The 25,452-nt window shown below is 63.7% G+C and carries 23 protein-coding genes; 13 read left to right on the top strand and 10 right to left on the bottom strand.

What is annotated here, in order from left to right; all coding sequences use genetic code 11:
• From AWT76_RS07745 to dtd, 7 genes are all read left to right on the top strand, one after another.
• Positions 1–876 (top strand): 5-bromo-4-chloroindolyl phosphate hydrolysis family protein, encoded by an 876-nt coding sequence (locus tag AWT76_RS07745; RefSeq protein ID WP_072245843.1) that lies wholly within the window; start codon positions 1–3, stop codon positions 874–876.
• A 49-nt stretch (positions 877–925) separates the two neighbouring features.
• Positions 926–2,104, top strand: a complete 1,179-nt coding sequence (locus AWT76_RS07740) for a toxic anion resistance protein (protein WP_072245842.1) — start codon at positions 926–928, stop codon at positions 2,102–2,104.
• 5 nt (positions 2,105–2,109) lie between these two features.
• Positions 2,110–3,042 carry a DUF2927 domain-containing protein gene (locus AWT76_RS07735; protein ID WP_072245841.1) on the top strand — a complete coding sequence of 311 codons (933 nt, stop codon included), beginning with the start codon at positions 2,110–2,112 and terminating at the stop codon, positions 3,040–3,042.
• 39 nt (positions 3,043–3,081) lie between these two features.
• The gene (locus AWT76_RS07730; RefSeq protein WP_072245840.1) at positions 3,082–4,170 is read left to right on the top strand and encodes an SPFH domain-containing protein; all 1,089 of its coding nucleotides are present in this window, start codon (positions 3,082–3,084) and stop codon (positions 4,168–4,170) included.
• 102 nt (positions 4,171–4,272) lie between these two features.
• Positions 4,273–5,364: a TFIIB-type zinc ribbon-containing protein gene (locus tag AWT76_RS07725; protein ID WP_072245839.1), complete on the top strand. Its 1,092-nt coding sequence runs from the start codon at positions 4,273–4,275 to the stop codon at positions 5,362–5,364.
• Between the two features lie 11 nt (positions 5,365–5,375).
• Entirely contained in the window at positions 5,376–6,293 is a 918-nt protein-coding gene (locus AWT76_RS07720; RefSeq protein WP_072245838.1) for a carbohydrate kinase family protein, read from the top strand.
• The gene (dtd, locus tag AWT76_RS07715) at positions 6,294–6,740 is read left to right on the top strand and encodes a D-aminoacyl-tRNA deacylase (RefSeq protein ID WP_072245837.1); all 447 of its coding nucleotides are present in this window, start codon (positions 6,294–6,296) and stop codon (positions 6,738–6,740) included.
• On the opposite strand, the gene AWT76_RS07710 is transcribed toward dtd, so the two are convergent.
• The gene (locus tag AWT76_RS07710; RefSeq protein ID WP_072245836.1) at positions 6,737–8,533 is read right to left on the bottom strand and encodes an acetate/propionate family kinase; all 1,797 of its coding nucleotides are present in this window, start codon (positions 8,531–8,533) and stop codon (positions 6,737–6,739) included. The genes dtd and AWT76_RS07710 overlap by 4 nt on opposite strands.
• 114 nt (positions 8,534–8,647) lie before the next feature.
• Between AWT76_RS07710 and AWT76_RS07705 the strand changes: the two genes are divergently transcribed.
• Entirely contained in the window at positions 8,648–10,270 is a 1,623-nt protein-coding gene (locus tag AWT76_RS07705; protein ID WP_072245835.1) for an alpha-D-glucose phosphate-specific phosphoglucomutase, read from the top strand.
• Positions 10,271–10,333: 63 nt separating this feature from the next.
• On the opposite strand, the gene AWT76_RS07700 is transcribed toward AWT76_RS07705, so the two are convergent.
• Complete coding sequence (locus AWT76_RS07700) at positions 10,334–10,786, bottom strand: iron-sulfur cluster assembly scaffold protein (RefSeq protein ID WP_072245834.1); 453 nt, start codon at positions 10,784–10,786, stop codon at positions 10,334–10,336.
• 53 nt (positions 10,787–10,839) lie between these two features.
• Between AWT76_RS07700 and hisI the strand changes: the two genes are divergently transcribed.
• A complete protein-coding gene (hisI, locus tag AWT76_RS07695; RefSeq protein ID WP_072245833.1) occupies positions 10,840–11,208 on the top strand; it encodes a phosphoribosyl-AMP cyclohydrolase in 369 nt (122 codons plus the stop codon).
• Here the strand turns inward: hisI and gluQRS are convergent.
• The 6 genes from gluQRS to sciP all read right to left on the bottom strand — a co-directional run bounded on the left by gluQRS (position 11,180) and on the right by sciP (position 19,118).
• Entirely contained in the window at positions 11,180–12,043 is an 864-nt protein-coding gene (gluQRS, locus tag AWT76_RS07690; RefSeq protein WP_072245832.1) for a tRNA glutamyl-Q(34) synthetase GluQRS, read from the bottom strand. The two genes, hisI and gluQRS, sit on opposite strands and share 29 nt — an antisense overlap.
• Positions 12,033–13,388, bottom strand: coding sequence for a methylenetetrahydrofolate--tRNA-(uracil(54)-C(5))-methyltransferase (FADH(2)-oxidizing) TrmFO (trmFO, locus tag AWT76_RS07685; protein WP_072247578.1), 1,356 nt, complete (start codon positions 13,386–13,388; stop codon positions 12,033–12,035). Before trmFO ends, gluQRS begins: the two co-directional genes overlap by 11 nt.
• Before the next feature lie 337 nt (positions 13,389–13,725).
• The gene (gene recG / locus AWT76_RS07680; protein ID WP_072245831.1) at positions 13,726–15,816 is read right to left on the bottom strand and encodes an ATP-dependent DNA helicase RecG; all 2,091 of its coding nucleotides are present in this window, start codon (positions 15,814–15,816) and stop codon (positions 13,726–13,728) included.
• A gap of 1 nt (position 15,817) precedes the next feature.
• Complete coding sequence (ligA, locus tag AWT76_RS07675) at positions 15,818–17,941, bottom strand: NAD-dependent DNA ligase LigA (protein ID WP_072245830.1); 2,124 nt, start codon at positions 17,939–17,941, stop codon at positions 15,818–15,820.
• An 86-nt stretch (positions 17,942–18,027) separates the two neighbouring features.
• On the bottom strand, positions 18,028–18,750 hold the full coding sequence (gene ctrA / locus AWT76_RS07670; protein WP_072245829.1) for a response regulator transcription factor CtrA: 723 nt from the start codon (positions 18,748–18,750) through the stop codon (positions 18,028–18,030).
• Positions 18,751–18,839: 89 nt separating this feature from the next.
• Positions 18,840–19,118, bottom strand: a complete 279-nt coding sequence (gene sciP / locus AWT76_RS07665) for a CtrA inhibitor SciP (RefSeq protein ID WP_072245828.1) — start codon at positions 19,116–19,118, stop codon at positions 18,840–18,842.
• Positions 19,119–19,249: 131 nt separating this feature from the next.
• Here sciP and mnmA point away from each other — a divergent pair, with 131 nt between their 5' ends.
• The 4 genes from mnmA to alr all read left to right on the top strand — a co-directional run bounded on the left by mnmA (position 19,250) and on the right by alr (position 23,301).
• Complete coding sequence (gene mnmA / locus AWT76_RS07660) at positions 19,250–20,389, top strand: tRNA 2-thiouridine(34) synthase MnmA (RefSeq protein ID WP_072245827.1); 1,140 nt, start codon at positions 19,250–19,252, stop codon at positions 20,387–20,389.
• A 70-nt stretch (positions 20,390–20,459) separates the two neighbouring features.
• Complete coding sequence (gene pdxA, locus AWT76_RS07655) at positions 20,460–21,413, top strand: 4-hydroxythreonine-4-phosphate dehydrogenase PdxA (protein ID WP_072245826.1); 954 nt, start codon at positions 20,460–20,462, stop codon at positions 21,411–21,413.
• Positions 21,410–22,246, top strand: coding sequence for a 16S rRNA (adenine(1518)-N(6)/adenine(1519)-N(6))-dimethyltransferase RsmA (rsmA, locus tag AWT76_RS07650; RefSeq protein ID WP_072245825.1), 837 nt, complete (start codon positions 21,410–21,412; stop codon positions 22,244–22,246). The genes pdxA and rsmA overlap by 4 nt, the downstream gene beginning before the upstream one ends.
• A gap of 20 nt (positions 22,247–22,266) precedes the next feature.
• On the top strand, positions 22,267–23,301 hold the full coding sequence (gene alr, locus AWT76_RS07645; protein WP_072245824.1) for an alanine racemase: 1,035 nt from the start codon (positions 22,267–22,269) through the stop codon (positions 23,299–23,301).
• 88 nt (positions 23,302–23,389) lie between these two features.
• Here alr and AWT76_RS07640 read toward each other — a convergent pair whose 3' ends face one another.
• Both AWT76_RS07640 and AWT76_RS07635 read right to left on the bottom strand, forming a co-directional pair.
• Positions 23,390–24,079, bottom strand: a complete 690-nt coding sequence (locus tag AWT76_RS07640; RefSeq protein WP_072245823.1) for an ABC transporter ATP-binding protein — start codon at positions 24,077–24,079, stop codon at positions 23,390–23,392.
• Entirely contained in the window at positions 24,072–25,358 is a 1,287-nt protein-coding gene (locus AWT76_RS07635) for a lipoprotein-releasing ABC transporter permease subunit (protein WP_072247577.1), read from the bottom strand. Before AWT76_RS07635 ends, AWT76_RS07640 begins: the two co-directional genes overlap by 8 nt.
• Between the last annotated feature and the right edge of the window lie 94 nt (positions 25,359–25,452).

Genomic DNA, 25,452 nt, shown 5'->3' with positions numbered 1-25,452 from the left:
ATGGCGCAACGGTTTGGTGGACGCTACAGCCCGGGCACAGCGCAGGGTGATGTCCCGGTAAGCACACCTGCCATGGCGCGGTTGCACCCGGTTGGCGCGCGGGTGAACTTACTGTTCGTGCTGCCATTTGCTTTTGCCATTCGCGCGTTTTTCCATGATCCCTTTGGCTTGGCGCTGAACCTTGGGGCCTTTGGCCTCTTGATGCTGGCCGCGTGGCTGACGCGCGAGGGCGTGCTTGCACAAGCCGCGTTCGATGCGCGCAAGGTTGCCCGCCGCCCCGCGATTCCGCGCAAGATATTCGCCTCGGTTTTGACCGGGCTGGGCCTTGGGCTGGCGGGGCTTGGCGCAAGCATGGCCGAAGCGCTGGTTTTCGGCGTTTTGGGCGCGGGGTTGCATTTTGCGGCCTTCGGGGCCGACCCGATGCGCGACAAGGGGATGGAAGGGATCGACGCCCATCAGACCGATCGCGCCGCCCGCGCGGTGGAAGAGGCCGAAGAGACGCTGGCAGAAATCGGCGATGCGATCCGCCGCGCGGGCGACCGCGCGCTGGTGGATCGTGTGGCGCGCTTTTCAGACACCATCCGCCCGCTGTTTCGCGCCGTGCAGGACGATCCGCGCCAATTGAGCGCGGCGCGGCGGTATCTGGGCATCTACTTGATCGGCGCGCGCGATGCGACGGTGAAATTCGCGGATTTCTATGCCCGTGGGCGCGACGCGCAGGCGCGCAGCGATTATGAAGCGCTGCTCGACGATCTGGAAAAGCAGTTCACGTTGCGGCGCACCGCGCTTCTGGAAGACAATCGCACCGAATTGGATATCGAGATAGAGGTGCTCCGCGAAAGGCTGGAGCGCGAAGGAATTCGCCGCGAGGGATAAGGTCGCGGCGGGCCAAGAGTGAAAAGTAACACGAAACACGAGGGAACCCATGTCCGACACGATTCGCGCCAAGGCTGAAAGCCTGACCAAGGAAATTGACGCGCTGGTCGCGCAGCCGCTGGCAGAGCCTGCAAGCGCGCTTGTCACCATCGACGACGCGCCTGCGCCGGAAGCTGAAGATATCCGCAAGCGCATGGGCGAGATCGACATGGGCGAAACGTCCAGCATCATCGGCTTTGGGTCGCGCGCGCAGATGGAATTGCAGCAGATCAGCCAATCCATGCTGGCCGATGTGAAGAACAAAGACCTTGGCCCCGCAGGCGACGGGTTGCGCGCGATGGTCACAACGCTGCGCGGCTTCTCTGTGTCGGAACTGGACACGCGGCGCAAGCGTAGCTGGTGGGAGAAGCTTCTGGGGCGCGCCGCGCCGATTGTGAAGTTCCAAGAGCGTTACAGCAATGTCCAAGACCAGATCGACCGGATCAGCGACAACCTGTTGCAGCATGAAACGACGCTGCTGAAGGACATCAAATCGCTCGACAAGCTGTATGAGAAGACGCTGGATTTCTACCACGAACTGGCACTGTATATTGCCGCCGGCGAAGCCAAGCTGCGCGATCTGGACGCGACCGATATTCCCGCCAAGGAAGCCGAGGTCGAAGCCGCACCAGAAGCCGACAAGATCCTGAAAGCGCAGGAATTGCGCGATCTGCGCGCCGCGCGCGACGATCTGGAACGCCGGGTGCATGACCTGAAGCTGACACGGCAGGTGACGATGCAATCGCTGCCCTCTATCCGGCTGGTGCAAGAGAATGACAAATCGCTTGTGACCAAGATCAACTCGACCTTGGTGAACACCGTGCCGCTGTGGGAAACCCAACTGGCGCAGGCGCTGACCATCCAACGCTCGCGCGAGGCGGCGCAATCTGTGCGCGCGGCCAATGACCTGACGAATGAGCTGTTGAACGCCAATGCCGAGAACCTGCGCCAAGCCAATCGCGAGGTCCGCGAGGAGATCGAGCGCGGTGTGTTCGACATTGAGGCCGTGAAAAAGGCCAACGAGACACTGATCGCAACCATCGAGGACAGTTTGCAAATTGCCGATGCGGGCCGCGCCAAGCGCGCCGCCGCAGAGGAAGAACTGGGCAAGATGGAACAAGAGCTGCGCAAATCGCTGTCATCGGCGACCGCGCGGGCCGACACCGGGACAACTGCAACACAAGGATAAAGCTGATGCGGGTGGTTGGCATCCCAATGACAGTGCTGGCCTTGGCCGGGCTGGTCGGGTGCACGGCGGCGCCGCCACCCGCCTCTCGGCCCGCACCAGCAGACCCGGTCGCGCCAGAGGTGACGGAACCGGAACCCGCGCAAACCTCTGTCGAGCGGTATTTCGCGCAGCTGCAAGAGCGCCGGATTGCGCAAGGGTTATTGCGCACCGAGCGCGCGCCGCGCGATCTGCCGATAACACGCACCCGGCTGGAACGCGCTTTCGAAGCCGTCGCCCTGCGCGACGAATACCAGTTCGTCGGGGGGCGCATCGTGCAGCAAAGTGCCCCTGCCCCCTTGCGGCGCTGGGAAGATCCGGTTCGGATCGCGCTGGAATTTGGCGATAGCATGCCGTCAGCACGGCGCATGCGCGACACAAGCCTTGTCACCGATTTCGCGCGACGCTTGGCAACAATCGCCCGACACCCGGTTTCCGTGACCCGCGGAGAGTGTAATTTCAACGTATTGGTCTTGAATGAAGACGAGCGCCGCGCCATTGCGCCGCGCTTGCGTGACCTTGTGCCCGGCATTGACGCAGCAAGCCAGGCGCTGGTGGAAGACCTGCCGCTAAGCGTGTCCTGCCTTGTGCTGGCCTTCTCTCGAGATGGCACAAGCACCTATACCGACGCCGTGGCGATCATTCGCGCCGAATTGCCGGACCTGTCGCGCGACGCGTGCTATTTCGAAGAAATCGCGCAAGGCTTGGGCTTGGCCAATGACAGCCCCGAAGCCCGCCCGTCGCTGTTCAACGATTCGGCCGAATTCGCTGTGATGACGGTGCTGGACGAGCAATTGCTGCGCATCCTGTATGACCCGCGTCTGGAACCGGGCCAGCGGCGAAATGACGCCCAGCCGATCCTGCGCCGCATTGTGGCAGAGTTGATGGATGGGCAGAGTTAAGCAATAGTTGTCCCGCGTTCGGGACCAAGGAGCACAAATATGGTTTTCAGCTTCCTCAAGGGTCAATTCATCGATGTCATCGATTGGACCGATGATAGCCGCGACACGATGGTGTATCGCTTCGAGCGGTATGGCAACGAGATCAAATATGGTGCGAAGCTGACCGTGCGCGAAGGGCAGATTGCGGTCTTCGTGCATGAAGGGCAATTGGCCGATGTGTTCGGGCCGGGGCTGTACATGTTAGAAACCAACAACATGCCCATCCTGACCAGCTTGCAGCATTGGGACCATGGGTTCGCATCGCCCTTCAAATCGGAAATCTATTTCGTCAATACGCGCCGGTTTCCGGGCCTGAAATGGGGCACGCAGAACCCCGTCATGCTGCGCGACCCGGAATTCGGGCCGCTGCGGCTGCGCGCCTTCGGGTCATACACCATCCGCGTGACCGATGCGCCGCGCTTTATGACCGAGATTGTCGGCACCGATGGCGAATTCACCCAAGATGAAATCGCAGGCCAGATTCGCAATATCGTGGTGCAGAAGGTCAGCCGCGTGTTGGCCGCCAGCGGCATTCCGGCGCTGGACATGGCCGCGAACACAACCGATCTGTCGCGCATGGTGACAGAGGCCGTGGCCCCCACCATTGACGCTTACGGGCTGGAGATGCCGGAGCTGTATATCGAGAATATCTCTCTGCCGCCCGAGGTTGAAAAGGTTCTGGATCAGCGCACCAGCATGGGGATTGTCGGTGATCTGAACAAATACAGCCAGTTTTCCGCCGCGCAAGCCATGTCCAAGGCCGCCGAAGCGGGCAATGGCAGCATGGGTGAAGGGCTGGGCGCGGGCCTTGGCATGGCGATGGGTATGGGCATGGCGCAGGGCTTTGGCCAACCGGCCCAAGCCGCACCGGCTGCAAGCGCCCCGCCGCCGCCGCCGTCCGAACCCATGTGGCACATTGCCGAAAACGGGCAGACGCGCGGACCGATCGCGCAAAGCCAGTTGGCCAGCCAGATCACCCGCGACACGCTTGTTTGGACCGAAGGGCAAAGCGGCTGGACCAAGGCGGGCGATGTCCCTGCCCTGCGCGGCCTGTTCGCCGCCATGCCACCGCCCCCCCCACCGGCGTAAGGGTGGCTTGTGACAGTGCCGTGAGTATTTTTGGCAAGATGAAGTTGGGCCGCGTTTCGCGCCACCTGCCCCCGTTCGGGCGACAAGGGTAGACAAGGACCGATGACCGACAGCGCGACAGACCACCGGTTTCCCTGCGGGCAGTGCGGCGCGTCCTTGCGCTTCACGCCCGGTCAGGGGCGTTTGACCTGCGCCTATTGCGGCTATGCCCAAGACGTGCCCGAAGTGTCAGACCATGCGCGCGCCAAGGCGCTGGCCACGCTTGATCTGCACGCCGCGCTAGAAGAACGGCTGGCCCCAGAGGCGATGGAAGAAACCCGCGTTTCGCATTGCGACACTTGCGGCGCAGAGGTGCAGTTCGATCCCAACATCCATTCCGCCGAATGCCCGTTCTGCGCCAGCCCTGTCGTGGCCGACACGGGCGCGCACCGGCATATCAAGCCGCAAGCGCTGTTGCCCTTCAAGCTGGGGCAATCCGAGGCGCAAGGCAAGATGCGCGACTGGCTGAAGGGGTTGTGGTTTGCCCCCAACGGGCTGGCAAAATACGCGCGCGACACGGGCAAGCTGAATGGCTTGTATCTGCCCTACTGGGCCTTCGATGCGGACACCCAAACCCGCTATACCGGCCAGCGCGGCACGCATTATTATGTCACCGTAGGAAGCGGCAAGAACAAGCGCACCGAGCGGCGCACCCGCTGGACCCCGGCCTCTGGCCGCGTGGCGCGCGCGTTTACCGATGTGCTGGTCGTGGCCAGTGACAGCTTGCCGCGCAAGAACCTGCGCGCGCTGGAACCTTGGACCCTGTCAGAGCTGACCCCTTATACCGCCGATTACCTGTCGGGCTTTCGCGCCGAGGGATATACGGTCGATCTTGGCCCCGGCTACGAGATCGGCAAAGAGCGCATGGCCGATGTCATCCGCGCCGATATTCGCCGCGATATTGGCGGGGATGAGCAGCGCATCGGCAGCGTGGCGACCGATTATGATGAAGAACGCTTCAAACATATCCTGCTGCCAATCTGGATGGCGGCCTATCGCTACAAGGGCAAAAGCTACCGCTTTATCGTCAACGGCCAATCTGGCCGCGTGCAGGGCGAGCGGCCCTATTCCGCATGGAAGATCGCGTTTGCGGTAACATTGGGGCTGGTTTTCGCCGCCACCGCCTTTTATGTCGCGGAAATGGGCGGATTTTAAGGGGAATAGCCATGATCCTGTGTTGCGGCGAAGCGCTGATCGACATGCTGCCACGCGAAACCGCCTCAGGCGAGGCGGCTTTCGCGCCCTATCCGGGTGGGGCTGTGTTCAACACCGCGATCGCGCTGGGGCGGCTGGGCGTGGCGGCGGGGTTCTTCTGCCCCATGTCGGACGATCTGTTCGGGGAGCGCCTGCGCGCGGCGCTAGACGATGCAGGCGTGACCCACGCGCTTAGCCCTGCGGTGGATCGCCCCTGCACTTTGGCCTTTGTCACGCTTACAGGCGGACAGGCGCAATACGCGTTCTATGACACCGGCACCGCGCTTCGTGACATGACCTTGGCGGAATTGCCGGTGCTGGATGACAGCGTGCGCGCGCTGTTCTTTGGCGGCATCTCGCTGGTGGGGGACCCGTGCGGCGCGGGCTTTGCCACGCTCTGCGCCCATGCCGGCGACCGGGTGGTAATGCTGGACCCCAATATCCGCCCCGGTTTCATCCGCGACGAGGCGGCCTGTCGCGCGCGGCTGGACGCGATGCTGGCGCGCGCGGACATCGTGAAAGTCTCTGACGAAGACCTGCACTGGCTGATGGGCGCGGGCGATGTGGCAGAACTGGCGCAGGGCTTGCGCGCCAAGGGGCCAAAGCTGGTGATCGTGACCGAAGGGGCCAAGGGCGCGCGCGCCTTCCACGCGGGCGGCATGGCGCAAGCGGCGGCATCGCCGGTCAAAGTGGTCGATACCGTGGGCGCGGGCGACACGTTCAACGCGGGCTTTTTGGCGGCGCTGGACGATGCCGGGTATCTGCGCGGCGATGCCGTGGCGGGTTTGAGCGATGAGGCCTTGAAGGCCGCGCTGTCCTTGGGTGCCAAGGCCGCCGCCGTCACCGTCAGCCGCGCCGGGGCCAATCCGCCGCGCCGGGATGAGTTGTAAATGCGCGCCTTGCTGCAACGCGTGGCCCAAGCCCGTGTCGAGGTAGCGGGCGCAACCATCGGCCAGACCGGGCCGGGCCTGCTTATTCTGGTCTGCGCCATGCAGGGCGATACCGTGGCAGAGGCAGAAAAGCTGGCGGCCAAAATCCACAAACTGCGCATTTTCCGCGACGCTGCGGGCAAGATGAACCTTGCGCTGAAAGATACCGGCGGCAGCGCGCTGGTGGTCAGCCAGTTCACACTGGCCGCCGATACGCGCAGCGGCAACCGCCCCGGGTTTTCCACCGCCGCCCCGCCGGCCGAGGGCGAAAACCTATATCTGCATTTCGCCCAAAGCCTGCGCGGCTTGGGCGTGGCCGTAGAGACCGGGCAATTCGGGGCCGAAATGGCGGTGCATCTGGTCAATGACGGGCCGGTCACGATCTGGATGGACACCGCCACCTTTTAGGCATGTCGTGCCGTGATGGCGACATCGCCCATGATCTCGCCATCCACCGCACCCACGATCCCGGCGGCATTGGCTTCGTCCGTGTCGATATGCATCTCGGTCAAGGCCTTGTCCGACACCCGCACCAGCACATGCGTAAAGGTCAAGCCGCGCGCGGTTTGGTCAAGGCTTACATCGACCATATCGCCATCTGCCAGCGCCCATGCGCGGGCATCATCGGCAGACATATGAATATGCCGCGCAGCCACCATCAGGCCGGTCGTGTCATAGGCCCCCGCTGGCCCATGCAGGCGAATGCGCGGCGTGCCGTCAATATCGCCCGATTGCCGCACCGGCGCATCCAGCCCCAGCGCGAAACTGTCGGTGCGCGACACTTCCACCTGCGTGTGGGGGCGCAAGGGGCCAAGGATCGCCACATGTTCCAGCCGCCCTTTCGGCCCTTCCAGCGCCACGCGCTCCTCTGCTGCCCAATGGCCCTTCTGGCGCAATGGGCGCGCGGGCGTCAGGTCGTAGCCCGCGCCAAACAGCGCATCCACCGCCGCGCGGTCCAGATGCACATGGCGCGCAGAAACGGCCACAGGCAAACGACGCTTGGGCATGGGCTGGGCGGCGCGCATGGCCTCTGCGACCTCTTGCGCGATCATCAACTGTTCGGCGGTTTGCGTGACCAGCACATTCACCCGCGCGCCATAGGCCTGAATTTGCGGCGCGGCGCGGTTATCCAGATCTACCGTCGTGTTGCGGTCGTCGTCCAGACGCAGGCCCAGAAATTCCAGCCCGTCGCAAATGCGCCGCCGCATCGAGGCCGAATTCTCGCCAATCCCTCCGGTAAAGACCAGCGCGTCCAACCCGCCCATCGCGGCGGCATAGGCCCCGACATACTTGCGCGCGCGGTAAGCGTAGATATTGATCGCCAGTTGCGCCGCCGCGTCGCCAGAGGCCGCGCGCGCCTCGACCTCGCGCATATCGGCCACACCGGCCAGCGCCAGCAGCCCGCTCTCGCGGTACAGCGCGTCTTCCACTTCCGCCGCGTTCAGCCCCATCTGGCGGTGCAGGAACCCGAACAGGCCGGGGTCCACATCGCCCGAGCGCGTGCCCATGACCAGCCCTTCCAGCGGCGTCAGCCCCATGGAGCTGTCAACAGATTGTCCACCCGCAATGGCGCAGGCGCTGGCACCATTGCCCAAATGCAAGCTGACCAGCCGTATTTCGCGCAGCGGGGTCTGCAAAGCCTCTGCCGTGCGCATGGCGACATATTTATGCGAGGTGCCGTGAAACCCGTAGCGCCGCAACCCAGCCGCGCGCCATGTTTCAGGCACGGCATAGGTGGTTGCGCGCGCCGGGTTGGCCAGATGAAAGGCCGTGTCGAACACGCCCCATTGCGGCAGATCGGGCCACAGGCGCTGCGCCATCTCGACCGCCGCCAAATTGGCGGGGTTGTGCAAGGGGGCAAGCGGTGTCAGCGCGCGTATCTGGTCCAGCGTCGATCCGTCCAACCGGGTGGCGCGGTCGAACCGCTCGCCGCCATGGGCAATGCGGTGGGCAATGGCGTCGAACCTGTCCAGCCCCGCCTTGGCCAACAGGTCGGGCACATGGGCGGCGGCCTCTGCCAGATCGCGCGGGGCGGCGCGGCCCTCTGTCTGCCCCGACAATTTCAGCTCGCAGCCTTCGGGCGAAAACCGGTCCAGCGTGCCGCGCAGACATTCCTGCACCTGCCCAAGCGCCGCACCAGACAGGTCGAACACCCCAAATTTCAGCGAGGAACTGCCCGCGTTGAATACCAAAATCCGCATAGCTCACCTTTATGGATACGTCCCGCGCCTGAATACACCGCAATGACTTCAATAATTTGACACAAAGCCTCAATACGGAATGATGTCACAACCCCAGAAAACACCGAGGCCAGCATGATCCAGACCATTGCCACCGCCCCGATCGCGGGCCAGAAACCCGGCACATCGGGCCTACGCAAGAAAACCGCCATTTTCCGCCAAAGGGCCTATCTGGAAAACTTTGTCCAAAGCATCTGGAACGGCATTGGCGGGATTGCGGGCAAAGTGCTGGTGCTGGGGGGCGATGGGCGCGCCTTTAACGCCGAAGCGGTGCAGATCATTCTGAAAATGGCCGCCGCCAGCGGTGCCGCGAAGGTGATCGTGGGGCAAAACGGGCTTCTCTCGACACCTGCCGCGTCACACCTGATCCGCCTGCGGGGCGCAGATGGCGGGATCATTTTGTCCGCCAGCCACAACCCCGGCGGCGATGACGGCGATTTCGGTATAAAATACAACACTGCCAATGGCGGTCCTGCCCCGGAAAGCGTGACCAATGCGATTTTCGAGGCCAGCGAGGCGATTGCCGAATACCAGATCCTGACCGCGCCCGATCTGGACCTTGCTGTTTTGGGCCTGTCGCAAATGGGCGACATGGCGGTCGAGGTGGTCGATCCGGTCAGCGACTACGCCGCATTGATGGAGCAACTGTTCGATTTCGCCGCGATCCGGGCCTTGTTCGCCAGCGGTTTTACCCTGCGGTTTGACGCGATGCATGCCATCACTGGCCCCTATGCCCGCGAGATCCTTGTCAACCGGCTGGGCGCGCCAGAGGCATCGGTCATGAACGCCGTGCCGCTACCCGATTTCGGCGGTGGCCACCCCGACCCGAACCCGGTATGGGCCCATGACTTGATGGAGATCATGATGGGCGCGCAGGCGCCCGATTTCGGCGCAGCCTCTGACGGTGATGGCGACCGGAACATGATCGTGGGGCGCGGCTGCTATGTAACGCCGTCGGATTCGCTGGCGGTGATCGCGGCCAATGCGCATCTGGCGCCGGGCTATGCCCAAGGGCTGGCAGGCGTTGCGCGATCAATGCCGACAAGCGCCGCGCTTGACCGCGTGGCCAAGGCGCGCGGCCTGCCCTGCTTTGCGACGCCCACGGGCTGGAAGTTCTTTGGCAACCTCTTGGATGCAGGCCGCGCCACGCTTTGCGGCGAGGAATCGGCGGGCACCGGGTCTGACCATGTGCGCGAAAAAGACGGGCTATGGGCGGTACTGATGTGGCTGAACATTCTGGCCGTAAAACGCCAGTCGGTGGCCGATGTGATGAATGCGCATTGGGCCGAATTCGGACGCAACTACTATTCGCGCCACGATTATGAAGGCGTGGACAAAGCCGCCGCCGAAGCCCTGATCGCCGATCTGCGCGGGCGTCTGGACAAGCTGGCGGGCCTGCCCGCCGGTCCGCTGACGGTTACGCAGGCCGAGGATTTTTCCTATACCGACCCGGTGGATGGGTCGGTCACCGCGGCGCAGGGCATCCAGATCATGTTCGAAGGCGGCGCGCGGTTGGTGCTGCGCCTGTCCGGCACCGGCACCGAGGGCGCGACCTTGCGCGTTTACATGGAAAGCTTCGAGAGCACCGATTTCGATATGGACCCGCAAACAGCGCTCGGCGATCTGGTGCTAGCCGCAGAGGCTCTGGCCGGTATCAAAATCCGGCTGGGTCGCGACGCGCCCGATGTTGTGACGTAAGGGGCGTTGCCCCTCTGGGGCCTTTGGCCCCATTCACCCCAGGATATTTATGCAAGGATGAAATCAGGATGTGGTTTCAGACGTGAGGCTTTCGGCAGCTTCGAGCGCGGCGTCGAGCGCCAAAAGGATAGAGGCGTGCCGATTGCGATACTCCCGCGCGGGCAGAAGCACTTCGTAGCCATCAAAGGGGGCATCGGGGATCGGGCCGTCCGCTGTCAGCATGGCGTGCAACTGGGTGCGGGCCTGCGCAAGCTCTGTGGCACTGCGCCCGATAACGACTTGACCCAAGAGTGCCGCCGCCGCTTGCCCCAAGGCGCAGGCTTTCACATCTTGCGCGAAACGGGTGACACGGCCTTCTTGCATATCCAGATCGACCGTCACGGTCGAACCACAGAGCGGCGAGCGCCGCTTCACGCTGGTTTGCGGCGCGTCAAGCCGCCCAAGATGCGGAATATCCGCCGCCAGTGCCAGAATGCGGGCGGAATAGAGCTTCATCATCTGGGCATTATCGCTCATGGCTTTTCCTTGGCGTCTGGGCACGGTATTGCTTTCGGAAAAGGACATAGCCCATGAAATTCGATCCGCAAACCCTGACATATGATCAAAAGGGGCTAATTCCGGCCATCGCACAAGATGCCGATAGCGGCGAGGTGCTGATGATGGCTTGGATGACCGCCGAAGCTGTCAGCCGCACATTGCAAAGCGGGCGCGTGACCTATTGGTCGCGCTCGCGGCAGGCCTTTTGGGTCAAGGGCGAAAGCTCGGGCCATGTGCAGGACCTGGTCGAGATGCGCGTGGATTGCGACCGCGACTGCCTGCTCGTGCTGGTGCGCCAGACCGGGCCGGCCTGCCACACGAACCGGCGGTCCTGTTTCTACACCGCGCTGCGCGACGGCGCAGAGGTCGAGATCATGGCGCCGATGGCAGACCCAAGCTGACGCGAATATCCGCGGGCGTGGCCCCTTCGGCGCGCAGGGTTGAGAGCGCGCGCGCATCATCACGCTTGGCCAGACGTTTGCCACCCTCATCACGGATAAGGTCGTGATGCCAGTAGGTTACGGGCGGAAGCTTAAGTAACGCCTGAAGCAGAACGTGAATCGCCGTTGCCTCGAACAGGTCAACGCCGCGCGTGACCTCTGTGATGCCTTGCGCCGCGTCGTCCAGCACCACCGACAGGTGATAGCTGGTCCCCATATCGCGGCGCGACAGGACCACATCGCCAATCTGGGCAATCATCCAATCGGGGTCGAGCACGTGCAGACCTGCGCGCAATGGCCCGTTTTCGACAAAGGACAACCGCCCAACCCGGGACAGCGCACGCCGCATGTCAAGGCGCAACGCATCTTGCGCATGTGCCTCTGCCATGCTGCGCCCTCGGCACGCCCCCGGATAGACGAACCCGTCCGGGCCGATCACCGGCGCGCCTTCTTGCGGGGCCGAGAGCGCCGCGCGAATATCGCCGCGCGAGCATTTGCACGGGTAAATCAGCCCCTGTGCCATAAGCTGTTTCAGGGCCGCGCGGTGGCTGCCCAGATGGTCGGATTGCCGCCAAACCGGCCCATGCCATGTCAGGCCCAACCATGTCAGGTCATCCATGATGGCGCGAATATAGCTTTCGCGGCAGCGTTCGCGGTCAATATCTTCAATGCGCAGCAAGAACCGCCCCTGCGGTCCGGCGCGGTCCGCCGCGATAAAGGCCGCATAGGCATGGCCCAGATGCAGCGGCCCCGTGGGTGACGGGGCAAAGCGTGTGACAGCGCCCTCAGGCGGCATCGGGGTGCGCTTGGGCAGCCAGCCAACCGCGGAACGCAGCCTTGGCACGGTCGGTATAGGCCTTGTAGCGTTCGCGCCGCCCGCGCCGCCCGCCGCGCGCGTCAATCGGCGGGAACAGCCCGAAATTGACGTTCATCGGCTGAAAGGTCTTGGCCTCTGCGCCACCGGTGATGTGATGCACCAATGCGCCCATGGCCGTGTCGCCCGGCGGTGCGGGCACATGCGCCCCCAGTATTTCCGCCGCCGCCATCCGGCCTGCCAGCAACCCCATGGCAGCGGATTCGACATAGCCCTCGACCCCCGTGATCTGCCCGGCAAAGCGCAGATTGGGGCGTTTGCGCAGGCGCAACTGGTCATCCAGCAAGGTCGGCGAATTCAGGAACGTGTTGCGATGAATGCCGCCAAGCCGCGCGAAAGAGGCATTCTCTAACCCCGGTATCATTTTGAAAACAGTGGTTTGCGCGCCATACTTCATCTTGGTTTGGAACCCCACAATGTTGAACAGCGTGCCAAGCGCGTTGTCGCGGCGCAGTTGCACCACAGCATGGGGTTTGACATCGGGCGCATGCGGGTTGGTCAGGCCCACGGGCTTCATCGGGCCATGGCGCAGGGTTTCGCGGCCACGTTCGGCCATCACTTCAATCGGCAGGCAGCCATCGAAATAGCCCGCCGTTTCTCCTTCGTGGAACTCTGTCTTCTCTGCGGCCAACAGCGCGTCGATAAACGCGTCATATTGCGCGCGATCCATTGGGCAATTTAGATAGGCCGTGCGCTCTTCTTCGGTTTCGCCCTTGTCATAGCGCGACTGGAACCAAGCTTGCGACATGTCGATACTGTCGAAATAGACAATGGGCGCGATGGCGTCGAAAAACGCCAATGCTTCGGCGCCGGTTTCCGCCGCAATCGCCTGCCCCAATGTGCCGGATGTCAGCGGCCCGGTGGCGAAAACCCACTGCCCCTGCTCGGGCAGCGCCGTCACCTCGCCGCGTTGCACGGAAATGCGCGGGTGCGCCAGTAGCCGTGCCGTCACGGCCTGAGCAAACGCGTCGCGATCCACGGCCAGCGCGCCACCGGCGGGCAGTGCATGGGCATCGGCCATTTCCATGATAATCCCGCCCGCCGCGCGCATTTCCCAATGCAACAGGCCCACAGCGTTGTTTTCATCATCATCCGAGCGGAAGGAATTGGAGCAGACCATTTCCGCCAAGTGCTGGGTCTGATGCGCGAAGGTGCCGACATTGGGGCGCATTTCGTGGATGACCACATCAACCCCCATTTTGGCGGCCTGCCACGCGGCCTCTGCCCCCGCCATACCGCCGCCCACGATGTTCAGAACCTTGTCCATAGCCAGCCCTTTCCTGTTTGGCCCCAGATAACCGCGCCCAAGGGCTTTGGCAAATGGCGCGCCTAAAAAATCGCCGCGCATGCGTGGGGGTGCATGGCGGCGACAGTCAGGTCAGGCGCGGGCAGGCAAACCCGCTGGCAGTGTAATCGGCTCAGGTCAAGAGCGGCAGATGAAAGGCGGCAACCACCAGAACCACAAGCGACAGACCGCCGCACAAATCCTGAATGAACATTGTGCGACCGGCTTTGCTGTTAAGCTGTGACATGGCAACCTCCTTTGCTCTGTTGCTTGAATGTTCTCATTTGCTCTGCATCTAGTCAAGAACAAATTTGGAACATTAACCAACGGAAAGGTATTGAATCGCCTTGTCCTGCTCCATCAGCCACAGCGCCACGCGCGCGGCGCGACCCCTTGGGCTGGTCAGGTCGGGATCGTCTGCCAACAATTTGCGCGCATCCGATTGCGCCAGTGCCATAAGCGCCGCTTGCCGTTCCAGATCGGCCACGCGAAACCGTGGCAGGCCGGATTGCGCCGTGCCAATCAGGTCACCCGCGCCGCGAATGGCCATGTCTTCTTCGGCAATGCGAAAGCCATCCTCGCTGTCGCGCAGCAGTTTCAGACGGCGCGCGGCGGTGTCACCCAAGGGCGGCTCGTAGATCAGCAGGCAGGTCGAGGCATCGGCCCCGCGCCCCACGCGCCCGCGCAACTGGTGCAACTGGGCCAGCCCAAAGCTTTCGGCGCGCTCGATCACCATGATCGTGGCGTTGGGCACGTTCACGCCCACTTCAATAACCGTGGTGGCGACCAGAAGCTGCGTGCGGCCTGCCGCGAAATCGGCCATGGCGGCGTCTTTCTCGGTCGGGGGCAGTTGCCCATGCACCAGCCCCACCGCGCCCGCGCCAAACGCCGCGCGCAGATGTTCGAACCGGGTCTGGGCGGCGGTCAGGGTGCTGACTTCGCTATCTTCCACCAGCGGGCAGACCCAATAGGCTTGGCGCCCTTCGGCCATCGCATGGCGCAGCTTGACGACAACTTCATCCAGCCGCGCAGACGAAACCAGCGCGGTCGTGATCGGTTTGCGCCCGGGTGGCTTTTCATCCAGCACCGCCACGTCCATATCGCCATATTGCGCCAAAGCCAGCGAGCGCGGGATAGGCGTGGCCGTCATGACCAGCACATCCGCGCCTTCGCCCTTTGCCGCCAGCGCCGCGCGTTGGGCCACGCCGAAACGGTGCTGTTCATCCACCACGACAAGGCGCAAATCGGCGAAATCGACACCCTTCTGGAACACCGCATGGGTGCCGACCAGAATGGCAATCCGCCCCGCCGCCAGATCCGCCAGCTTGGCCGCGCGCTCGCTTCCCTTGTCGCGGCCGGTCAACAACTCCAGCCGCACACCTGCCGCTTGTGCCAGCGGTGCAAGGCTCTCAAGGTGTTGCCGCGCCAAAATCTCGGTCGGGGCCATCAACACGCCCTGCCCGCCAGCCTCCACCGCGATCAGCAGCGCCAGCATGGCGACCAGCGTTTTGCCAGCACCGACATCGCCCTGCAACAGCCTGTTCATGCGGCGCGGGCTGGCCATATCGGCGGCAATCTCACCAAGTGCGCGGGTCTGTGCCCCGGTTGGCGCATAAGGCAGGCTGGCCAGAACACGGGCCTGCAACGCGCCGGTCCCGCGCGTTTCGCGCCCCGGTTTGCGCCGCGCGCGCGCCCGTGCCAAAGCCAGCGTCATCTGATGGGCGAACACCTCGTCATAGGCCAGCCGCGCCCGCGCCGGGGCGTCCAGCGCCAGATCGGCCAACCCTTGCGGGGCTTGCGCCGCGCGCACAGCTTCGGCCCAATCCGGCCAGCCCTTTTGCGCCTTCAGCGCGGGGTCAACCCACTCCGCCAGCACCGGCACACGGTCCAGCGCGCCCGCAATGGCCCGACCCATCAGCTTTTGGCTGACACCGGCACATAACGCGTGGACCGGCTCATATTGCGGCAGGCTCTCGGCCTCGTCAGTGCGCAGAATATGGTCAGGATGCACCATCTGCGCGATCCCATCGAACAATTCCACCTTGCCCGACACGACACGCCGCTGCCCCGTTGGCAGCAGTTTTTGCAGGTAATCGCCGCGCGCATGAAAGAAAACCAGTTGGAATTCCATCTCGGCATCTTGCACGAACACCCGATAGGGCCGCCCGCGCATCCGTGGTGCCTGATGCTGGCCCACCACAACCTCGACCGTGGCGATGGCTGGAAAATCAAGCCCGCGCAGGGTGTCCCGCCTGCGCCGGTCAATCACGCCATGCGGCAGGTGAAACAGCAGGTCGCGCGGCGTGGCAATGTCCAGCCCGTCAAAGGCGCGCGCGGTTTTGGGGCCGATCCCGTCCAGCCCATCAAGTGCTGCGAACAGCGGGAACAGCACTTCGGGCCGCGCGGCCATGTCAGGCCGCCCCGATCAGCGCAAGCCAGCCATCTTCGTCGATCACCTCGACCCCCAAGGCGGCGGCCTTTGCCGCTTTCGACCCCGCACCCGGCCCTGCGATCAGAAGGTCGGTCTTGGCGGAAACCGACCCTGCCACCTTTGCGCCCAAGGCTTCGGCGCGCGCTTTCGCCTCTGCCCGCGTCATGCGGTCCAGCGTGCCGGTGAAAACCAGCGTCTTGCCCGCCACGGGGCTGTCAGTGGCGGGGCGCGCTGCCTTCTCGATTGTCAGACAGTCTGCAAGCGCGTCAATCTCGTCGCCCTCGGCCTGAAAGGCGGCCAGAAGCGCGCGCGCCATGACCGGGCCGACACCGTCTATGGACAAAAGATCCGCATAGGCCGCGCTGTCCTCATCCTGCGCGGCGTGCATCGCCGTGCGCAAATCGGGCCAAGCGCCATAATGGCTGGCCAAAAGCGCTGCCGAGGTTTCGCCAATATGACGAATGCCAAGCGCGAACAAAAACCGCGCCAGAGAGATTTGACGTTTTTCGTCAATGGCATCGAACAGTTTCTTCGCGCTGGTTTCGCCCCAGCCCTCGCGGTTTTTCAACTGCCGCGGTTGGCCGGGGCCGAAACGGTCGGCCAGCGTGAAAATATCGCGCGGGGTGGCAATCCAGCCGTCGCGCCAAAAGGCTTCGACCTGTTTCGCGCCCAAGCCTTCGATGTCGAACGCGGCGCGGCTGACAAAATGCTTCAGCCGTTCCACGGCCTGCGCGGGGCAGATAAGCCCGCCAGTGCAGCGGCGCACCGAATCGCCCGGCTCGCGGATGGCAGGGCTGTGGCATTCGGGGCAGGTTTCGGGGAAAAGGTAGGGCGCGCTGCCTGCGGGGCGTTTGGACAGGTCCACATCGCGGATTTTCGGGATAACATCGCCCGCGCGGTAGACCTGCACCCAGTCGCCCACGCGGATATCGCGGCCTTCTCGGATAGGGGCACCTTTGGAATCGCGCCCGGCGATGTAATCTTCGTTGTGCAGCGTCGCGTTAGAGACGACCACGCCCCCCACCGTGACCGGCGAGAGCCGCGCCACGGGGCTAAGCGCGCCGGTGCGCCCGACCTGTATTTCGATGGCGTCCAGCCGCGTCCAAGCCAGTTCAGCAGGAAATTTATGCGCAATCGCCCATCGCGGCGTGGTCGAACGCAGGCCAAGACGCTCTTGCAACGCCAGATCGTCCAGCTTGTAGACGACGCCATCAATATCATAGCCCAGCGTGGCACGCTGCGCTTCGATCCGGGCATAGGTCGACAGCATCTCGTCCAGCCCGGCGCAGCGTGTCATCTCGGGGTTCACGGCAAAGCCCAGCTTTTCAAGCTGCGCCACTGCGTCTGACTGAGTTGTCGCAAGCGGGTCCGACAGTTCGCCCCAAGCATAGGCGAAAAAGCGCAAAGGGCGGGCGCGGGTGATGGCCGGGTCAAGCTGGCGCAGCGACCCGGCGGCGGCATTGCGCGGGTTGGCGAATGTCTTGGCCCCTTGCGCGGCCTGCCGGGCGTTCAAGGCGGCGAAATCGTCATGCGCCATATAAACCTCGCCCCGCACTTCCAGCAGGGCGGGCGCATTGCGCAGGCTTTGCGGAATATCCGCGATTTCGCGCGCATTTGCGGTCACATCCTCGCCGGTTTCGCCATCGCCACGGGTTGCGGCATGGCGCAGCTGGCCGTTTTCATACCGCAGTGACAGTGACAATCCGTCGATTTTCGGCTCTGCGGTGAAGGCGAGCGGGGCGTCATCGGACAGGCCCAGGAACCGCCGGATGCCAGCGACAAAATCCGCGATATCTTCCGCGTCGAACCCATTGGCCAAGGACATCATGCGCCGGGCATGGCGGATTTTGCCAAAGGCCTCTGCGGGGGCGCTGCCCACCCGGTCCGAAGGGCTGTCTGGCCGCCGAAGCGCGGGAAATCGCGCTTCGATTGCCATATTGCGTGCGCGCAGCGCGTCATAAGCGGCGTCGTCAAGGATGGGGGCATCTTGGCCGTGATAGGCCGTGTCGGCGCGCGCGATCAGGTCGGCAAGGCGCGCAAGTTCCGTGCGCGCCTGTTCCGGCGACAGATCCGCGACCGCAACCCTTGACCCATCTTCCGACATGCCTGCCCCTCTCGCACCGATTATGCCTGCCGACGGTGATAGGGCGCAGGGCGCATCCCGTCCAGTCCCGGCGCGCAGCGGTGCGGTCAGGCCGACAGCACCCGCGAGGGGTTGTTTTCGACCGCCGGCTGGCCGACCGGGTCGCGCAGCACATAGCCGCGGCCCCAAACGGTTTCGATGTAGTTTTCACCGCCCGTCGCTTCGGCCAGTTTCTTGCGCAATTTACAGATGAACACGTCAATGATCTTCAGTTCCGGTTCATCCATACCGCCGTAGAGGTGGTTGAGGAACATTTCCTTGGTCAAGGTGGTGCCCTTGCGCAGGCTGAGAAGCTCCAGCATCTGATACTCTTTGCCGGTCAGATGCACGATCTGCCCGTCCACCTCGACCGATTTGGCGTCAAGGTTAACGTTCAGCTGCCCGGTGCGAATGACCGATTGCGCATGACCCTTGCTGCGGCGGATAATGGCGTGAATGCGCGCGACCAATTCTTCGCGGTGGAAGGGTTTGGTCAGGTAGTCATCCGCGCCGCCGCCGAAGCCGCGCAGCTTGGTGTCGGTGTCCAGATCGCCCGTCAAGATCAACACCGGCGTATCCACGCGCGCAACACGGATCTGGCGCAGCACATCCAGCCCCGCCATGTCGGGCAGGTTCAGATCCAACAAGATCAGGTCGTAATCATACAGCTTGCTGAGTTCGACCGCGTCCTCCCCCATATCGGTGCAATAGACGTTGAAATTCGAATGCGTCAGCATCAACTCGATCGAGCGGGCGGTGGTTGGGTCGTCTTCAACAAGCAGCACGCGCATAAGGATTCTCCATTGTCGCCGTTAACCGTAAGGCTCACGCAAAATTGTTAATTCAAGGTTACCGTGCGCTTACAAAGACCACACTCTCCCTATGGTTGTCTATACTTTTGCAGCGCGGTCACTTTCAGCGCCTCTACCCCGTGGGTTTCGACGGCCTTGGCCCAAAGGTCGAATTCTTCATCAGACAGTTCATAGCGTTCCAGCGCGGCCTTGCGCGAGATCAGCCCCGCGCGCACAGCCTGCACCACCACCGCCTTGCGGCTGGCAACCCAGCGCCGAGTGTCGCTTGGCGGCAAATCCGCCAATGTCAGAACCGTTCCGTCGTCCAGATTAACCGCGCGCGGCCCTTCGACTTTCTTGATATACATGGCACCCTCCATGGTCCTTCACCAGATTGACCATAGAATTGCGCGTGAATGTTAAGCAGAGGTTGAATGCAGGGCTTGAGAATACAGAGCATTTTCTTATATTTCGCCCTTGATTTTCTGGAGACACCAAAATGCCCTTCGACCCGCCGCTCAGTTCGCTGGGATTGCCCAAGCCCGTGGCCGAAACGCGCGTGGTCGTGGCCATGTCCGGCGGCGTTGATAGTTCCGTCGTGGCTGCCGAATTGGCCGCCGAAGGCTATGACGTGGTGGGCGTGACCTTGCAGCTTTATGACCATGGTGCCGCCTTGGCGAAAAAGGGGGCTTGCTGTGCGGGCCGTGATATTCACGATGCCCGCCGCGTCGCCGAGGAGATGGGCTTTCCGCATTATGTGCTGGATTACGAATCGAAATTCCGCGACGCGGTGATCGACGAATTCGCCGATGCCTATCTGGGCGGGGCCACCCCGGTGCCCTGCATTCGCTGCAACGAGCGGGTGAAGTTCCGCGACCTGCTGGAAACCGCCAAGGACCTGGGCGCGGATTGCATGGCAACGGGCCATTACATTCAGCGCAAATCCGGCGCTTCGGGGGCGCAACTGCACCGCGCCGCAGACCCCGTGCGCGACCAGAGCTATTTCTTGTTTTCCACCACGCAAGAGCAGTTGGATTTCCTGCGCTTTCCCTTGGGGCATCTGGCCACCAAGGCCGAAACGCGCGCATTGGCCGCCAAGCACGGTCTGGCGGTTGCCGACAAGCCCGACAGTCAGGACATCTGCTTTGTGCCCGATGGCAATTATGCCGCCGTCATTGAAAAGCTGCGCCCCGGCGCGGGCGAGCCGGGCGAGATTGTCGATATGGCCGGGACCGTTCTAGGCGTGCATGAGGGTGTCATTCATTACACGATCGGGCAGCGGCGGGGCTTGGGCATAGGCGGGCTGTCAGAGCCTTTGTATGTCGTCAAGCTGGACCCCGATGCACGCCGCGTTATCGTCGGCCCGAAAGAGGCTTTGGCCACCCGCAAAGTGCCAGTGCGCGAGATCAACTGGCTGGGCGATGCGCCCTTTGACAGCCAAGCCGAATGGCATCTGTCGGTCAAGCTGCGCTCGACCCGGCCGCCCGCGCCTGCAATCATCCGGCCCCTGTCGGCGCATGAGGCCGAGGTGGAGCTTCTGACGCCCGAGGAAGGAATCAGCCCCGGACAGGCTTGTGTCTTCTACGATGGCGAGGGCACGCGCGTGTTTGGCGGTGGCTGGATCTGGAAAGGGCGGTAGGGCGACGGCGTGCGCCGCCCCAGTCCGCCTTCGCAGCGTATCTCTGGCAAGATGAAAAGGATGTCCGCGCATGGATAAGCGACCCTTGGTGATGTCCTGCGGCGACCCGTCGGGCATTGGGCCAGAGATTGCAGCCAAGGCTTGGGATGTGGTCGGGCGCGACTGCCCCTTTGTCTGGCTGGGCGACCCGCGGCATTTGCCCGGTGGCGTGGCGTATCGGGTTGTGCAGGATCTGGCCGATTGCGGCGGCGGTGCTATGCCGGTGCTGCCTGTCGCTTTTGCGGCCCCTGCCCGCGCGGGCCAGCCCGACCCGGCCAATGCGGCAGGCGTGATCGAAGCTGTTCGGCGCGGGGTGGAACTGGTGCAATCAGGGGCCGCGCGCGGGCTTGTGACCTGCCCCATCCACAAGGCGGCGCTGAAAGCGGGGGCGGGCTTTGGCTTTCCGGGCCATACCGAGTATCTGGCGCATCTGGCGGGTGTGGACCGGGTGGTCATGATGCTGGCATCGGGCGCGCTTCGCGTGGTGCCGGTGACAATTCACATTCCGGTATCGGAGGTGCCGGGGGCATTGACCCCTACGCTGTTGGAAGACACGATCCGCATCACCCACGCCGCCCTGATCCGCGATTTCGGGATTGCCGCGCCTCGCTTGGCGGTGGCCGGGCTGAACCCCCATGCGGGCGAAGATGGCACCATGGGGCATGAGGACCGCGATGTGATCGCGCCCGTGATCGCGCGGCTGCGGGCAGACGGGCTGGACCTGCGCGGGCCGCTGCCCGCCGACACGATGTTCCACGCCCCTGCCCGCGCCCGCTATGACGCCGCGATCTGCATGTATCACGATCAAGCGCTGATCCCGATCAAGACGCTCGCTTTCGACGAGGGTGTGAATGTCACGCTGGGGCTGCCCTTTGTGCGCAGCTCGCCCGACCATGGCACGGCCTATGATATTGCGGGACAAGGCGTGGCAAAGCCCGACAGCCTGATTGCGGCCATCCGCATGGCGTGGAATATGGGCGCATGATTGACGACTTGCCGCCCCTGCGCGATGTGATCCGCACGCATGATCTGCGCGCGAAAAAGAGCTTTGGGCAGAATTTTCTGCTGGACCTGAACCTGACGGCGCGGATTGCGCGCGCGGCGGGGGATTTGTCCGGCGCCGATGTGCTAGAGGTTGGCCCCGGCCCCGGCGGGCTGACACGCGGGCTGCTGGCGGAAGGCGCGCGCCGCGTGCTGGCAATTGAGAAAGACGCGCGCTGTTTGCCCGCGCTGGCGGAGATCGCCCAATCCTATCCGGACCGCTTGCAGGTGATCGAAGGCGACGCGCTGGCGGTCGATGCCTTGGCGCATCTGACCCCGCCGGTCAAAGTGGTGGCCAATCTGCCCTATAACGTGGGCACCGAACTGCTGATCCGCTGGATGACGCCCGACATCTGGCCGCCCTTCTGGGACAGCCTGACGCTGATGTTCCAGCGCGAGGTGGCCGAGCGGATCGTGGCCAAGCCGGGGTCCAAGGCCTATGGGCGCTTGGCGCTGATGGTCGGGTGGCGGGCGGATGCAAAGATCGTGCTGAACCTGCCGCCAGAGGCCTTCACACCGCCGCCCAAGGTCAGCTCTGCCGTGGTGCATATCACCAAGCTGAACGCGCCCCGCTTTCCGGCGGATGCAAAAGTGCTGGAACGCGTGGTCGCCATGGCGTTCAACCAACGGCGCAAGATGCTGCGCGCGGCGCTGAAAGGGCTTCACCCAGATATTGAAACGCTGCTACAGGCGTCGGGCATTGCGCCCACCGCGCGGGCCGAAGAAATCGGGCTAGAGCAATTCTGCGCCTTGGCGCGTGCGCTCAAGAACAACTGACAAGCGATGCGAGGGCAGATATGGCACAGGCACGGCTAGAGATAGATTTGGGCGCTTTGGCCGCGAATTGGCAGGCGCTTGACCGCATGACCACGGTCGAGACGGCAGCGACCGTAAAGGCCAATGGCTACGGTCTGGGTGCCGCGCGCGTGGCAGAGGCGTTGGCCAAGGCTGGCGCGCGGCGCTTTTTCGTGGCCGTGGCCGAAGAGGGCGCGGCGGTGCGCGCGGCCATCGGCCCTGATCTGCCCATCCATGTCTATGGCGGGCATATGGCGGGCGATGCGGCCGCGATCCGGGACGCGGGGCTGATCCCGATGCTGAATTCGGTCGAGCAACTGACGCGCCATTTCGAAGCGCTGCCCGCTGCGCCCTTTGGCATTCAGCTGGACACCGGCATGAACCGCTTGGGAATGGAACCCGGCGAATGGGCCAGCGTGGCAGAGATTGCTCTGGGTCAGGGCCCTGCGCTGATTATGTCGCATCTGGCCTGTTCGGACGAACCGGACCACGCCATGAACGCGCAGCAACTGGCCACCTTCCGCGATCTGACCGATGGCGCGGGCGTGCCGCGCTCTTTGTCGGCCACGGGCGGGGTGCTGCTGGGCCGCGACTATCATTTCGACCTGACACGGCCCGGCATTGGCCTGTATGGCGGGCGGCCCTTTACGGACGCGCAAGCGGTTGTGCGCCTGTCGATCCCGGTGATCCAGACACGGGTTGTGCAGGCGGGTGAAAGTGTGGGCTATGGCAATAGTTTTGTCGCCCCGCAAGATATGCGGGTGGCCACCATCGCGGCGGGCTATGCCGATGGCATCCAGCGCGCGCTGTCGGGGCGTGCCACGCTTTGGGCGGGCGATGTGCCCTGCCCGCTTCTTGGCCGCGTGTCGATGGATTTGCTGACAATAGATGTCAGCGCCGTGGATGGCCCGGTAGAGGCGCTGGACCTGCTTGGCCCGCATCAGGGGGTCGATGCCTTGGCCGATGTGATCGGCACCATCGGGTATGAGGTGCTGACCGGGCTTGGGCCGCGGTATGAACGGGTCTATTTGGCGTAAGCCATCACCGCCTGACAGCCCCCGAGGGCGCTAGCTTGTCGCGCGGCATATCCCCCCGACCTTCGGGGTTCACGCAAAAGATAGTAGATTACCCGACCACCCGGCCATCCTCCAGCCGCAACACACGGTCCATGCGGCGGGCAAGGTCAAGGTTATGGGTGGCGATCAGCGCCGACAGACCGGTTTCGCGCACAAGGTCCATCAACGCGCCAAAGACCTGATCCGATGTTGTCGGGTCTAGGTTCCCGGTCGGCTCATCCGCCAGCAACAGCCCCGGCGCATTGGCCAGCGCGCGGCAAAACGCGACGCGCTGCTGTTCGCCACCCGACAAGGCCGCGGGCCGATGGTCGGCGCGCTGGGCCACGCCCACGCGGTCCAGCAGCATGCTGGCACGGTCACGGGCCTGCGCCGCGCTCACGCCGTTCACCAGTTGCGGCAGCACGATGTTTTCCAGCGCCGTGAATTCGGGCAACAGGTGGTGAAACTGGTAGATGAACCCGATCCGCCCGCGCCGCGCGGCGGTGCGCGCATCATCCCCCAGCCGGGTCATGTTGGTGCCATTGACCAGCACATCGCCTGTATCGGGCGCATCCAGCAGCCCCGCGATGTGCAGCAGCGTGGATTTTCCCGCGCCAGACGGTGCCACAAGCGCCACCACCTCGCCCCGGTCCAGCGTGACAGATACATCATGCAGCACGCGCACCTCGTTCGGGCGGCCCACGTTATAGGTCTTGCAGATGTCGTTCAGGACAAGCGCCTGATCCAGCGGGTCATTCATAGCGCAAGGCCTCTACCGGGTTCATGCGCGCGGCACGCCGCGCCGGGAAGATGGTGACGATGAAGGACAGCGACAGCGACAGCGCCACGGATTTCAGCACATCCTCCAGCCGCAATTCGGCTGGCAGCGCATAGATGCCACGGATCTCCGGGTCCCAGACCCCGCCGCCAGAGGCATAGTTCACAAGGCTGAAAATCGGGTCGATATAGATCACGAACAAGCACCCCAGAACCACGCCCGCGACCGTGCCCAGCAGCCCGATGCTGGCACCGCAGATGAAGAATACCCGCAGGATGGACCCTTCGGTCAGCCCCATCGTGCGCAAGATGCCAATGTCACGGCCCTTGTTCTTGACCAACATGATAAGCCCCGAAATGATGTTCATCGAAGCGATCAGCACAAGGATCGACAGGATCACGAACATCACATTGTCCTCGACCTCTAGCGCGCGCAGGAACGATCCGGCGCTATCGCGCCATGTCCAGAGCATGGCCCTTTCCCCCCCCGCGCGCAGCAGGTCGGTGCGCAGCCTGTCAATCTGGTCCGGGTTTTCGACCATGACCTCCATTTCATCGGCCACGCCATCGCGGTTGAAATAGGTCTGCGCCTCGGCAAAGGGCATATAAAGCCGGGTGCGGTCGATATCGTAGCGCCCGGCGGTGAAGATATAGACCACCTCATAGGCCGAGATACGCGGGGATGTGCCAAAGGCGGTGCGCACCCCGTCCGGGGAAATCAGGCGGATCGTGTCGCCCACGCCAAGGTTCAATTCGCGCGCCACGCCAGAGCCGATGGCAACCCCATCCTTGAACTGCCCGATATCGCCCATGGCGGTTTCCGGATCGGCAATGCGCGGGATGGTGGACAGGTTTTCGGGGCTGATGCCGAACACCTCTACCCCGGTGTTGCGGCTATTGGCAGAGGCCATGACCTGCCCCTTTATCAGCGGCGCAACACGGGTGACCCCCTCGACCGCGGCCAGACGGTCGGCCATGTCGTCATAATCCTCGATCACGCGGCTGGTGCGGCCCGCTTCATCGACATTCACGGCGGAATAGACCGTGACATGCGCATTGGCCCCAAGGATCGTGCCCACGAATTCGGTGCGGAACCCAGAGCGCACGGCCAGCGTGGCAATCAGCGCAAACACCGCCAGCGTAATCCCGACAAAGGAAATTACCGTCATCACGCTGACGCCCCCCTCCGCCCGTCGCGCACGCAGGTAACGCCAGGCAATCATCCATTCGAATGGCGCGAAGGGCGGGGTTTGGTGCGACATGGCGGGCATGGCCTTGGGTTGAATTGCGGCGCTGCGCCTGTCTATCCGCTGCACGCCCCAAGCGCAAAGCCAAAGCGGCAGCAAGACGCTTGAA

Origin of the sequence: Roseibaca calidilacus (genome assembly GCF_001517585.1) — a bacterium.
In the GTDB taxonomy this organism is placed as follows: Bacteria; Pseudomonadota; Alphaproteobacteria; order Rhodobacterales; family Rhodobacteraceae; genus Roseinatronobacter; species Roseinatronobacter calidilacus.
The sequence above is the reverse complement of the archived record's forward strand: the minus strand, read 5'-3'. Positions and strand labels throughout refer to the sequence as shown.

Coding starts and splice junctions, on each gene's coding strand:
- AWT76_RS07745 (WP_072245843.1), top strand. CDS start 1: ATGGCGCAACGGTTTGGTGGACGCTACAGCCCGGGCACAGCGCAGGGT.
- AWT76_RS07740 (WP_072245842.1), top strand. CDS start 926: ATGTCCGACACGATTCGCGCCAAGGCTGAAAGCCTGACCAAGGAAATT.
- AWT76_RS07735 (WP_072245841.1), top strand. CDS start 2,110: ATGCGGGTGGTTGGCATCCCAATGACAGTGCTGGCCTTGGCCGGGCTG.
- AWT76_RS07730 (WP_072245840.1), top strand. CDS start 3,082: ATGGTTTTCAGCTTCCTCAAGGGTCAATTCATCGATGTCATCGATTGG.
- AWT76_RS07725 (WP_072245839.1), top strand. CDS start 4,273: ATGACCGACAGCGCGACAGACCACCGGTTTCCCTGCGGGCAGTGCGGC.
- AWT76_RS07720 (WP_072245838.1), top strand. CDS start 5,376: ATGATCCTGTGTTGCGGCGAAGCGCTGATCGACATGCTGCCACGCGAA.
- dtd (WP_072245837.1), top strand. CDS start 6,294: ATGCGCGCCTTGCTGCAACGCGTGGCCCAAGCCCGTGTCGAGGTAGCG.
- AWT76_RS07710 (WP_072245836.1), bottom strand. CDS start 8,533: ATGCGGATTTTGGTATTCAACGCGGGCAGTTCCTCGCTGAAATTTGGG.
- AWT76_RS07705 (WP_072245835.1), top strand. CDS start 8,648: ATGATCCAGACCATTGCCACCGCCCCGATCGCGGGCCAGAAACCCGGC.
- AWT76_RS07700 (WP_072245834.1), bottom strand. CDS start 10,786: ATGAGCGATAATGCCCAGATGATGAAGCTCTATTCCGCCCGCATTCTG.
- hisI (WP_072245833.1), top strand. CDS start 10,840: ATGAAATTCGATCCGCAAACCCTGACATATGATCAAAAGGGGCTAATT.
- gluQRS (WP_072245832.1), bottom strand. CDS start 12,043: ATGCCGCCTGAGGGCGCTGTCACACGCTTTGCCCCGTCACCCACGGGG.
- trmFO (WP_072247578.1), bottom strand. CDS start 13,388: ATGGACAAGGTTCTGAACATCGTGGGCGGCGGTATGGCGGGGGCAGAG.
- recG (WP_072245831.1), bottom strand. CDS start 15,816: ATGGCCGCGCGGCCCGAAGTGCTGTTCCCGCTGTTCGCAGCACTTGAT.
- ligA (WP_072245830.1), bottom strand. CDS start 17,941: ATGTCGGAAGATGGGTCAAGGGTTGCGGTCGCGGATCTGTCGCCGGAA.
- ctrA (WP_072245829.1), bottom strand. CDS start 18,750: ATGCGCGTGCTGCTTGTTGAAGACGACCCAACCACCGCCCGCTCGATC.
- sciP (WP_072245828.1), bottom strand. CDS start 19,118: ATGTATATCAAGAAAGTCGAAGGGCCGCGCGCGGTTAATCTGGACGAC.
- mnmA (WP_072245827.1), top strand. CDS start 19,250: ATGCCCTTCGACCCGCCGCTCAGTTCGCTGGGATTGCCCAAGCCCGTG.
- pdxA (WP_072245826.1), top strand. CDS start 20,460: ATGGATAAGCGACCCTTGGTGATGTCCTGCGGCGACCCGTCGGGCATT.
- rsmA (WP_072245825.1), top strand. CDS start 21,410: ATGATTGACGACTTGCCGCCCCTGCGCGATGTGATCCGCACGCATGAT.
- alr (WP_072245824.1), top strand. CDS start 22,267: ATGGCACAGGCACGGCTAGAGATAGATTTGGGCGCTTTGGCCGCGAAT.
- AWT76_RS07640 (WP_072245823.1), bottom strand. CDS start 24,079: ATGAATGACCCGCTGGATCAGGCGCTTGTCCTGAACGACATCTGCAAG.
- AWT76_RS07635 (WP_072247577.1), bottom strand. CDS start 25,358: ATGTCGCACCAAACCCCGCCCTTCGCGCCATTCGAATGGATGATTGCC.